The following is an 11,988-nucleotide window of genomic DNA, read 5'->3' on the forward strand; positions in this document are numbered from 1 at the left end:
GGAGAGCAGATTTTTGAGAAAAAAAGATGAAATAATTTGGATTTTACCTACAATATTAATTTTTATTCTTCTCTTAATGATAAAATTCTGTATTCCGAAAATTAATAAAAAATATGTAATCGAAAAGATAACACGTGAAAATATTGAGTTATTTGTAGATATGAAGGGAACTGCTGTTGCAAGTAATGTTACTAAAATAGGAATAAATTTAAATCTTTCTGTCGATGATGTTTACTATAAGACAGGAGATTTTGTGAAAAAGGGCGATATAATAGTAAAATTTAGCGATTATCAGAAAAATAATATCAATGAGAAAAAAATGCTGCTTGCAATTAAAAGTTCACAATTAAGAAATTTAGAAAAACAGAAAAAATTAGGAGCCGACGTTAATCAGAAAATTCAGGAATTGCAAGGAGAAATTTCGGCACTAAAACTAGAAATACAGCAAGAATTAAAAAATATGCCATTAATTCAAAGAGTTGTAAGAAGTCCATTTGATGCCTATATTGTGAAAATTAATGCTTTAAAGGGAGGAATTACAAATGAAAATGAACCGGTATTGATTTTGGCAAGGAAAGAAAATTTAAAAATAGTTAGTGAAAGTGTAGTGAATGAAAAAGTAAAAAATTTAAATATTGGGAATATTGCAGAAATTGGTATTTCTAAAAGAGAAAATAAAAAAGCTGGTAAAGAAAAGACACTCGAAAAGTTAGTAAAAATTGAAGACGGAAAAAATAAGGAAATTTTATCAAATAAGAATTTAAAAGAAAGTTCAGATTTATATTCAGAAAAGAAAATTGTTGAAGGAAAACTCTTTAAAATTAATAAAATTAATAATATGAGTATATTTGAATTTTTTCTAGATTCGTTTAAAGAATTATTTTTGAATGAAAATGTGGATATTCGTGTATTTTATCAAAAGAAGGAAAATATTCTGACAGTTCCTAAACAAGCTGTTGTCTTAAAAAATAAGAAGAGTTATATTTATTTGATTGATAAAAATAATTTGGTTAAAGAAAGGGAAGTTTTGGTTGGAATTGATAATGGGGAAAAAATTGAAGTTTTGGGGACTGATATTGAGGAAGGAATGGAAATTGTTGGAAATCCTGATGAAAAGATTGGGAATAATGTAATTGTGGAACGGAAAAAAATTCAGGATGAAGAACTGGAGAATAAAAGAAGGTTGGAAAAACTTGAGAAAGAAAATGAAAAATTAGAGAATAGAATGAATGAAAATGAAAGGGAAATTATTAGATTAAAAAGAAAACAATAAAAAATCAGGATAAAAGCTACCCTGATTGTTAAAAAGATTATTTTAATTAGAGCTGTCAGATTTTAAAATTTTTCCGTCTTCATTAACAGAAAGCCCATTTCCTTTAGGAAAGTCAGATTTATTTAATGAGATGATTTTCTTAATAACCGATTTTTCATTGTCTACAAAAGGACCAAAACTTCCATGAGTTTGTCTTACGGGAATAATTTCTCCAGAAATGAAGTTACCTTTGTCATCTGTTTTTATTTTAAAAATAGGAGCAAGTCCCATAGAACCAGAAATATTAATTTTCCCATAAGTTGCAAAATTTCCACCGCTATAGGAAATAAATTTGTTTTTATAAAGTTCAATTGCACGTGTAACATGAGGGCCTTGACCGAAAATAATATCAGCTCCATTATCTATCGCAAAATGAGCAAATTCGTAGACATTTCCACGATTTTCACCATGAAAAATTTCATCTTTTCTTGGAATATGTTCTGCACCCGCACCTTCAGCACCACCATGAAACATAACAACTAATATGTCAACTTTTGGTCTTAAATCAGTTAAAAGTTTTTTTACATAACTGTAATCACTTAATTTTACAGTAACTAAATTGGGAGCAAAAGAAACAAATCCAAATTTTTTGCCATCTTTTTCTAAAACTGCGCTTTCAACGATTCCTTTTATTCCCGCATATTTTATACCTAAACTATCTAAATTTTTCATAGTTTCCCTGATTCCAGTTTCTCCAAAATCATTACTGTGATTATTAGCGATACTTAGATAGTCAAATCCAGCTTCCTTAAAATACTTTCCATATCTGGATGGACTTCGGAAAACATAGCAGACACTCGGATTACCACAGCTTTTAGGCTTTCCGCCAGTATCAAATAATGTACCTTCAAGATTTCCGACAGTTATATCTGCATTGTGTAAAATATCTTGTGTATTTTGAAGAATGTTTGCATCATTTTTAGGAAGCAAATCTTGAGATGGATAATTTGAGCCAAGCATTATATCTCCGACACCGATTATTGTAAATTCTTTTTTTTCATCATTTTTGTTAGCGGCATTTTGTTGATTGTTAAAATTTTTTTCAGAATTAATAAATTTTGTTATAAAGTCTTTAAAATCAGAATTTGTACTAATAGCTGCAAATGACAGGACTAAAAAAACAGAAATACTCAATAAAATTAATAAAATATATTTTTTCATAAATTCCTTTCCTAATATACTCGAATACCTTTAAAATCAAACTGATAAAATTGCTTGAGTATATTGTTTTCAGCAGATAATTATAATTTTTTAAGTTTGACAGGTATTACTATAAATGTTTTTTGATTTGTTTAGTATATTTTACACATTTTTAGTATAAAAAGCAATACGTCTTTTAGGAATTTAGGACAATAGCATGTTGAAATTTCCTTTTTTCAGTTAGTAACAAACAATTAACAAAGAGAGACTGCTAAATTTTAAATATTTTTTATATTGTATTGTTATTTGGATAATCTTTTTTACTATTCAATTTTTCATCAAATTTTATTATAATTTAACAACATTTTCCTACTTAGTAAAGAAAATAAATTTATATTTTCTTATATTATCAAAAAATATGCATAATAAATCAATTGTATAAAAAAAATATTGATAATAATTTCTAAAACGTGGATACCGCAATGATAAAATTCTCAAATACTCACTTTAAGTTTACATACTGGACAGTAAAAGTGATTCCTTCTAAAAGTTTTGTACATCTGTCTCTGATAGAAGTAGTGTCTTAACATAGCAATATTTTTTTAAAATCAATCGTATTTGAAGTTTATACTTAGAAAAAATATATACAAGTTTACCATTTTAAAATGTTTAGGCATAAGATGGATTAAGATTTATGAAATAAATTTTTCAATGGGCATAGTAATATAAGTTTTTTTATCGTTATTCAGGTTATTAAATAAAGAAAGAGACTTTATCATTCAAGTAATATCAGTAATTCCGTATTCAGTAATAAGGTATTTTTCAAGGACTTGAGAATGCTTTTGTGCTGTTGATGGTGTATTACCGACATTTAAAGAAGAATCTTTTATTTTCCTTGAAAAGGCTTGTGGCAGTATTTTTAAATAGCTTTTTTTAATTTTTGTTAGGATAGTTATTGCTTTCAATAATTTTAAGGAGATAGTATTTTCATTGTTTTGCGATAGTGTTAACGTTAAGATCTCATTTTTTGAACGTAAAATCGCTTAAGGAAACGATGGCATAGACATGTAGATTGTATTTCAAGTTTCTTTTGAAAATATGAATAGCAGAAATCAGTTCATAGTAAAAATGTCAGAGTTAGTGCTGAATACTTCGGGATTTTCTTTTTTCTCTTTTTTTTCTTACTAAATATTTATAAAAAATAAATTTGGATACTTAATTAACAGCAGAAGAAAATTTTAACAAATTCTTTAGAGATATTCTTGCAAGTGAGGAATTTGTGAATAAAAAGTTTAATGAATCCAAAATGTTAGAAATTAATAATTTTTTTATAAAATTTGAAGGAATTTAGTAAACTCTGATTGTTACTAAAGATATATTTTAGTTTGTTTTGTATAAAGTATTTATTGTATAATACTATACAAAAAATCAGAGGACAAAATGCTAAAAAAATGCATAGAACTAAATATTTAAAAGTCGGATATCCGCCAAAACTGTCACTTTTTGATTTGTAATTATGTTGCTCTATTATCGTAACTACATAACCATGGAAACATTTTTGACTACGGTGTTGTCAAATTCTTTATATTTTTCCATTTTTTAACAACAGCATTTCTATATATAAAAAAATAATTTTAAATATCTTCTTACATTTAATGATATAATATATTTTTTATTATCCTACTAAATTTCTTTCTAAATTCTTTGGCATCTAAAATAGTCCTCCAATATCTTCTTTTAAAGCCTTTTGACTTCCCTTTACTTGAAGGTAAAAGTATTCCTCTTCTTGATTTTCTTTATGATTTCTTTTTAAGTTCCTATTACATCTATTATCACTACGCATTCTTTTAGTGATATTTTATCAAGCAGCCGCAATATTACTTCTATTTCCTTTCTTTTTCCTTCCGCCGCTACTTGTGAATAACAGATTCCATCTTCTTCAGAATATGCAGACATTATGTCTAACGGAGCATTATTTTTCATTCCGTTTAAAAATTTTCCATCAATATTAAGTATTTTTCTTATTTTTTATTTTCTCCGGAAATTTTTAGCTCTATCTATTTTCTTAAAAGAACTTCTATTGTTTCAGACTCTATTGTAATCATAACTCTTTAAATTGTATCATGTGAAGGTATGCCGTTTGGTAGTTCCAGGTATCTTTTAATGTCTTGAAATACATCTTTGCAAATTTTTCAATCTTTTTCCGGTATTCAAAATTCGCAAGGAGTAATTATGACAATATCAGTCAATTTATGTTTTATTTTAGAAAATTACCTTTCATCCTCTATTTGAGTAATGTATATTAACAATTCTTTTAGATTTAGTTTATCTTCTAACATCTTTACTAGTTTCTTTCTTAAGATACATTAATATTACACCTCTTTTTTTAGATTTCTTTCATGCGTTTGTCGTGAAAAGTTGAAAAAAAGTAGTTGACAAATAAATTTAATTATGATAATATATATCTTGTCGATACAAAAAGGTATCAAAGGACAATGATATAAGAATAGAAGAAGCAATAAGTGTAAAAGATAAATATTAATGTCAAGAACTCTTGTCTATAAGATAAGATTCTCGTCAAGACAAAAGGTGAAATTAAATATATGTAAAATATATTGAATGAAGAGTTTGATCCTGGCTCAGGATGAACGCTGACAGAATGCTTAACACATGCAAGTCTTTGGCAAATCTGTGCTTGCACAGCCTAGCCAAGGCGGACGGGTGAGTAACGCGTAAAGAACTTGCACTGCAGACAGGGATAACAGACGGAAACGACTGATAATACCTGATATAATTGCCAGCACGCATGTGCCCGGCAATGAAAAGAGATGCTGCAGGAGAGCTTTGCGTCCTATTAGCTTGTTGGTGAGGTAACGGCTCACCAAGGCGATGATAGGTAGCCGGCCTGAGAGGGTGAACGGCCACAAGGGGACTGAGATACGGCCCTTACTCCTACGGGAGGCAGCAGTGGGGAATATTGGACAATGGGGGCAACCCTGATCCAGCAATTCTGTGTGCACGAAGAAGGTTTTCGGATTGTAAAGTGCTTTCAGCAGGGAAGAAGAAAGTGACGGTACCTGCAGAAGAAGCGACGGCTAAATACGTGCCAGCAGCCGCGGTAATACGTATGTCGCAAGCGTTATCCGGAATTATTGGGCATAAAGGGCATCTAGGCGGCTAGACAAGTCTGGGGTGAAAACTTGCGGCTCAACCGCAAGCCTGCCCTGGAAACTGTTTGGCTAGAGTGCTGGAGAGGTGGACGGAACTGCACGAGTAGAGGTGAAATTCGTAGATATGTGCAGGAATGCCGATGATGAAGATAGTTCACTGGACGGCAACTGACGCTGAAGTGCGAAAGCTAGGGGAGCGAACAGGATTAGATACCCTGGTAGTCCTAGCTGTAAACGATGATTACTGGGTGTGGGCATGAAGAGTGTCCGTGCCGAAGCTAATGCGATAAGTAATCCGCCTGGGGAGTACGGCCGCAAGGCTGAAACTCAAAGGAATTGACGGGGACCCGCACAAGCGGTGGAGCATGTGGTTTAATTCGACGCAACGCGAGGAACCTTACCAGATCTTGACATCCCACGTATGCCTACGAGAGTAGGCAGTGCCTTCGGGAACGTGGAGACAGGTGGTGCATGGCTGTCGACAGCTCGTGTCGTGAGATGTTGGGTTAAGTCCCGCAACGAGCGCAACCCCTATCGCTAGTTGCCATCATTAAGTTGGGGACTCTAGCGAGACTGCCTGCGAAGAGCAGGAGGAAGGTGGGGATGACGTCAAGTCATCATGCCCCTTATGATCTGGGCTACACACGTGCTACAATGGCCGGTACAAAGAGCTGCAAAACGGTAACGTTTAGCCAATCTTTAAAGCCGGTCCAAGTTCGGATTGAAGTCTGCAACTCGACTTCATGAAGCCGGAATCGCTAGTAATCGCAGATCAGCAATGCTGCGGTGAATACGTTCTCGGGTCTTGTACACACCGCCCGTCACACCACGAGAGTTGTTTGCACCTGAAGCCGCCGGTCCAACCGTAAGGAGGAAGGCGTCTAAGGTGTGGATAGTGATTGGGGTGAAGTCGTAACAAGGTATCCGTACCGGAAGGTGCGGATGGATCACCTCCTTTCTAAGGAGTAACAAACACTGCTTCTTCTTATGTCTATGTTCATTATTAGGACAATGGGAAATGAATAGTAGGTAAAAGATTACAATAAACTAGAGTAAAAGTTATTCTGGAGAAAAAAGCTAATAAGGGCACACGGAGGATGCCTAGGCAACAACAGCCGATGAAGGACGTGATAAGCTGCGATAAGCCGGGAGTAGATGCACATAATCGTTAATCCCCGGATTTCCGAATGGGAAAACCTGCATATCTGGAGGATATGCGTGAAAACGGTAAGCCCGTGAACTGAAACATCTAAGTAACGGGAGGAAAAGAAAGTAAAAACGATTCCCTAAGTAGCGGCGAGCGAACGGGGATAAGCCTAAACCGTGTCAGTGTCAAGCGGACAGCATTGCTGACACGGGGTTGTGGGACTTCCATTAACGGATTGTCATAATGTTTAAGTTGTATGTATGTAAGTAGAATCAGTTGGGAAGCTGAACCAAAGAAGGTGATAGTCCTGTAGAACATAAAATATATATAACAACTGGAAGCACCCGAGTAGCGTCAGGCACGAGGAATCTGGCGTGAATCAGCGTGGACCATGTCACGTAAGGCTAAATACTGTTGTTGACCGATAGTGAAGAGTACCGTGAGGGAAAGGTGAAAAGAACCCTGAGCAAGGGAGTGAAATAGAATTTGAAACCGTGTGCTTACAAACGGTAGGAGCACTTTATGTGTGACTGCGTGGATTTTGGTTAATCATCCTGCGAGTTATGATCAGTGGCAAGGTTAATAAAGCGGAGCCGAAGGGAAACCGAGTCTTAATAGGGCGTTAAGTCGCTGGTCATAGACGCGAAACCTAGTGATCTAGGCCTGTCCAGGCTGAAGCTGAGGTAAGACTCAGTGGAGGGCCGAACTCACCGCCGTTGAAAAGTTGGGAGATGAGATAGGTCTAGGGGTGAAAAGCCAATCGAACTAGGAGATAGCTCGTTCTCTCCGAAATGCATTTAGGTGCAGCCTTGATGTTAAGATATGTGGGGGTAGAGCTCTGTATGATCTAGGGGGCGTACTGCTTACCGAAATCAAGCAAACTTCGAATACCATATATTAATCGTCAGGAGTGAGTCCATGGATGACAAGGTCCATGGACGAGAGGGGAACAGCCCAGACCGCCAGCTAAGGTCCCTAATTATGTCTAAGTGGGAAAGGAGGTGGATATTCACAGACAACCAGGAGGTTGGCTTAGAAGCAGCCATACCTTGAAAGAGTGCGTAACAGCTCACTGGTCGAGAGTATCTGCGCCGAAGATGTAACGGGGCTAAGACATAAACCGAAGCTGCGGAGGCGTGTTTTCACGCCTGGTAGGAGAGCGTTCTGTAGGCCGTCGAAGGTAAGCTGCAAGGCTTTCTGGAGGCATCAGAAGTGAGAATGCAGGAATGAGTAGCGAGAAGGCGGGCGAGAATCCCGCCGGCCGGAAGTCCAAGGTTTCCAGGGGAAGGTTTGTCCGCCCTGGGGAAGTCGGGACCTAAGCATAAGCAAAAATGTGATGGCGAATGGAAAACAGGTTAATATTCCTGTACCACTATTATCGCTTGAGAGACGGAGTGACGCAGGAAGGTATGTGAGAAGACTGACGGAATAGTCTTTCTAAGGATGTAGCATGGACACGCAGGTAAATCCGCGTGTCTAAATGTGAGACCTGATGGGGAAGTGCATTAGCATAAGTCACAGATCCTACACTGCCAAGAAAAACTTCTATCGATGAAAAATAGTGCCCGTACTGTAAACCGACACAGGTGGACAGAGTGAGAAACTTAAGGCCGACAGGATAACTCTAGCTAAGGAACTCTGCAAAATAGCCCCGTAACTTCGGGAGAAGGGGTGCCTGATATACCTGAAAGGAGAAACACCTCAAGGGGAAACAGGCCGCAGTGAAGAGTCCCAAGCAACTGTTTACCAAAAACACAGGTCTATGCTAAGCTGAAAGGCGACGTATATGGGCTGACACCTGCCCAGTGCCGGAAGGTTAAGAGGAGGAGTGAGAGCTCCAATTTGAAGCCCCGGTGAACGGCGGCCGTAACTATAACGGTCCTAAGGTAGCGAAATTCCTTGTCGGGTAAGTTCCGACCTGCACGAATGGTGAAATGATTTGGGAGCTGTCTTGGCTGGAGACCTGGTGAAGTTGTAATGTCGGTGAAGATACCGACTACCTGCAGTAGGACGGAAAGACCCCGTGGAGCTTTACTGTAGTTTGGCATTGGGTTTTGGCTGTGTGTGTATAGGATAGTTGGGAGACTGTGAAGTTAAGGCGTCAGTTTTAACTGAGTCGTCGTTGGAATACCAACCATATGCCGTTGAAATTCTAATCTGGTAACGGAGACAGTGCTAGATGGGCAGTTTGACTGGGGCGGTCGCCTCCAAAAGAGTAACGGAGGCGTTCAAAGGTTCCCTCAGGCTGGATGGAAATCAGCCTAAGAGTGCAAACGCATAAGGGAGCTTGACTGCAAGACTGACGGGTCGAGCAGGTACGAAAGTAGGAGTTAGTGATCCGGCGGTTCCGTATGGAAGGACCGTCGCTCAACGGATAAAAGCTACCCCGGGGATAACAGGCTGATACTTCCCAAGAGTCCATATCGACGGAAGTGTTTGGCACCTCGATGTCGGCTCGTCTCATCCTGGGGCTGGAGAAGGTCCCAAGGGTTGGGCTGTTCGCCCATTAAAGAGGCACGCGAGCTGGGTTCAGAACGTCGTGAGACAGTTCGGTCCCTATCCACTGCAGGCGCTTGAATACTGTAAAGTTCTGACCTTAGTACGAGAGGACCGGGTTGGACAGACCTCTGATGTATCAGTTGTCACGCCAGTGGCATGGCTGAGTAGTCACGTCTGGAACGGATAATCGCTGAAAGCATCTAAGCGAGAAGCCGTCTTTGAGATGAGTATTCGTAGTATCCATGGAGAACACATGGTTGATAGGCCAGAGGTGTAAGTGCAGCAATGCATTCAGCTGACTGGTACTAATATTACATCTGCTTTTTAAGTTAATCTTTTACTACTACTATTTATTTCTCATTGTCTTAATTAGACAATTTAATTTTTGAAGTTTGGTGATGTTAGCAGCAGGGATACACCCGGTTACATTTCGAACCCGGCAGTTAAGTCTGTTTACGCCTAAAATACTTGGATTCGTCCCGGGAAAATAGGTAGTTGCCAAACTTTTTTCTTTTGTGTGTCTCCGTAGCTCAGCCGGTTAGAGCATCTGACTGTTAATCAGAGGGTCGTTGGTTCGAGTCCAACCGGGGACGCCATTTTTTTTAATTTTTCTTTCCTGTAATTTCACTTCATAGCATATCATTTACAGTTAGTTATTTTTTAAATAGTTACTATCAAAAAAAGAAAAGTAAATTTATGTTTTTTTATACATAATGATTAGGCTGTGTGTGAAAACTTGAAATCTATGTTATTTTTAATGTTTTTTTGATTTTATAAATTTACAAATCACGATAAAATCTGTGTTTATTATTTTGATTTTAGAAAAATTTGTTAAAAATTCATCATTTTTAGAGTTTTCAGACACGCCCTAAGTGAATATTTGATGAATTTTAAAAGAAGCGACGAGAAAATGGATTGAATTGATCCCTAAAAAGTTAGACATAAAATTTAATTAGTCAGCAATGGGAGTTAATCCTTTTGATTTTTCTCTTATTCAAAAATATGGTTGATAAAATGATTGAAAAAATATTAATAATACTTTCTAAGAGATGGATACCTGGTAAAATTTACAGACAAAAAAAGAGAAGAAATTATCTCAAAAGATTTCTACTTCTGCTTCTGAAAGTATCAATTGTTTTTTTAAACTTGTTGGAAAACTGTAATATGATTAATATGATTTTTTAGAATGAATGATAAAAAAGATGCTCATAAGGTTGAATATAAAAGATAAAACTAGAGTTGAGTATATCTAAACTTGGGATTTTTTATTTCCTTTATTTAAGTATACTCAGTAATATAGGACTTTAAATAGTTTATTTGTTTTTTTTAAATAGATTAAATATGTTTTTCATGGACAATAAAGGCTTATTTCGTACGATTTTTTCATTTCCTAAGAAATCACGCATGATTTTTAACGTCTTTCCAGCATTTTTTACAACAAAATTATATGTTCCAGCATTTTTTGTATCTATGAAAAAACCACGAATATACTTGTCTTTGAAAAAAAGCTGAGCTCTTACTCTTATAATCTCATTCCAAGGGATTTGGATATAATCTTCAGGATTACGACTGTTATAAAATTCAAAAGCATTGTTTCCTACAAGAATATTTCCATTTTTATTGCCAAACATTCCATTTAATGTGTTTGCTTTTGTTGTATACAGAACTTTTGTATTCATTGAAATAGCCAATTTTATTCCTCATTTCTTTTTCATTTTTTTATTAGAAAAAAAGCTGGATTTTTAATTCCAACTTCTTTTTTTGTATAAAATCATTATAGTTGTTTAAAATATTCCAACTAAGTGTCCTAAAATTCCCACTGCAAATAATCCAAATATAATTACAATTGGACTTACTTTTCTCTTAAGCAACCACATACATAGGAAAGTCAATAGTAAAGCCGCTAATCCTGGTACTAGTTGATTTAAGTTATCTTGTAAAGTTGTTACTTTTTCTGGAGAAAGCGATAGTCCTTTTGCTACATCTCCAAGAATTTTTTGTAACTGAGTACCGTCTACAGAACCTTTTGGAAATTCTATATAAGCCCCTTTTGCTAAAGGAACTTTTGATACAACCATTGGGAAATTAATTGTTGTCCAACGTTGAACTAGTATTCCCATAACGAACATTCCTAAAATGGATGCTCCTTTAGTAATAGTTTGTAATAAACCACCTGATAAGTCTTTTGTAATTTCAGCACCTTTTTGGTAACCAAATTCTTGAGTATACCATAAGAAAGCCACACGAATTACATTCCATACAATGAAGAAAAATAAAGGAGCTATAAGTGATCCATCTGCCGCCAATGAAGCCGCAATTGCTCCTAAAATTGGACGTACTGTAAACCAGAATACTGGATCTCCAATTCCTGCAAGTGGTCCCATCATTCCAACTTTTACCCCTTGGATAGCCGCATCATCAACTGGAGCCCCATTAGCTCTTTCTTCTTCCAGAGCTAAAGTTACTCCTAAAATAGGCGCGGCAATATATGGGTGAGTATTAAAGAATTCCATATGTCTTTTTAAAGCTGCTGAAGCATCATCTTTATTTGGATATAGTTTTTTTAATGCAGGAATTATAGCGTAAGCCCATCCTCCATTTTGCATACGTTCATAGTTCCAAGAACCTTGAAGAAATTGTGAACGTAACATTATATTAAAACGATCTGATTTTTCTAATTTTACTTTCTTATTTTCTGCCATTTCGTATTCCTCCTTTAA

Annotated in this window: 5 protein-coding genes, 1 tRNA gene and 3 rRNA genes; 5 read left to right on the forward strand and 4 right to left on the reverse strand. The window is 36.1% G+C overall.

Going from position 1 to position 11,988, the window contains the following annotated elements:
* Window positions 1-13: 13 nt before the first annotated feature.
* On the forward strand, window positions 14-1,273 hold the full coding sequence (locus LEBU_RS02270; RefSeq protein ID WP_012806546.1) for an efflux RND transporter periplasmic adaptor subunit: 1,260 nt from the start codon (window positions 14-16) through the stop codon (window positions 1,271-1,273).
* A 42-nt stretch (window positions 1,274-1,315) separates the two neighbouring features.
* On the opposite strand, the gene LEBU_RS02275 is transcribed toward LEBU_RS02270, so the two are convergent.
* On the reverse strand, window positions 1,316-2,473 hold the full coding sequence (locus LEBU_RS02275) for a CapA family protein (protein ID WP_012806547.1): 1,158 nt from the start codon (window positions 2,471-2,473) through the stop codon (window positions 1,316-1,318).
* 1,788 nt (window positions 2,474-4,261) lie between these two features.
* Entirely contained in the window at window positions 4,262-4,435 is a 174-nt protein-coding gene (locus LEBU_RS11835; RefSeq protein WP_157859501.1) for a hypothetical protein, read from the reverse strand.
* A gap of 633 nt (window positions 4,436-5,068) precedes the next feature.
* Here LEBU_RS11835 and LEBU_RS02280 point away from each other — a divergent pair.
* The 4 genes from LEBU_RS02280 (at window position 5,069) to LEBU_RS02295 (ending at window position 9,864) form a co-directional block, all read left to right on the forward strand.
* A 16S ribosomal RNA gene (locus tag LEBU_RS02280) occupies window positions 5,069-6,580 on the forward strand.
* Between the two features lie 112 nt (window positions 6,581-6,692).
* A 23S ribosomal RNA gene (locus tag LEBU_RS02285) occupies window positions 6,693-9,597 on the forward strand.
* 62 nt (window positions 9,598-9,659) lie between these two features.
* Window positions 9,660-9,772, forward strand: a 5S ribosomal RNA gene (gene rrf / locus LEBU_RS02290).
* Together the 16S, 23S and 5S rRNA genes with 1 tRNA gene alongside form the textbook arrangement of a ribosomal RNA operon.
* A gap of 15 nt (window positions 9,773-9,787) precedes the next feature.
* A tRNA-Asn gene (locus LEBU_RS02295) sits at window positions 9,788-9,864 on the forward strand.
* 717 nt (window positions 9,865-10,581) lie between these two features.
* Here the strand turns inward: LEBU_RS02295 and LEBU_RS02305 are convergent.
* The gene (locus tag LEBU_RS02305; protein ID WP_012806548.1) at window positions 10,582-10,959 is read right to left on the reverse strand and encodes a DUF956 family protein; all 378 of its coding nucleotides are present in this window, start codon (window positions 10,957-10,959) and stop codon (window positions 10,582-10,584) included.
* Window positions 10,960-11,052: 93 nt separating this feature from the next.
* Window positions 11,053-11,970 carry a PTS system mannose/fructose/sorbose family transporter subunit IID gene (locus tag LEBU_RS02310; protein WP_012806549.1) on the reverse strand — a complete coding sequence of 306 codons (918 nt, stop codon included), beginning with the start codon at window positions 11,968-11,970 and terminating at the stop codon, window positions 11,053-11,055.
* Window positions 11,971-11,988: the final 18 nt, after the last annotated feature.

This window comes from Leptotrichia buccalis C-1013-b, assembly GCF_000023905.1.
Taxonomy (GTDB): Bacteria; Fusobacteriota; Fusobacteriia; order Fusobacteriales; family Leptotrichiaceae; genus Leptotrichia; species Leptotrichia buccalis.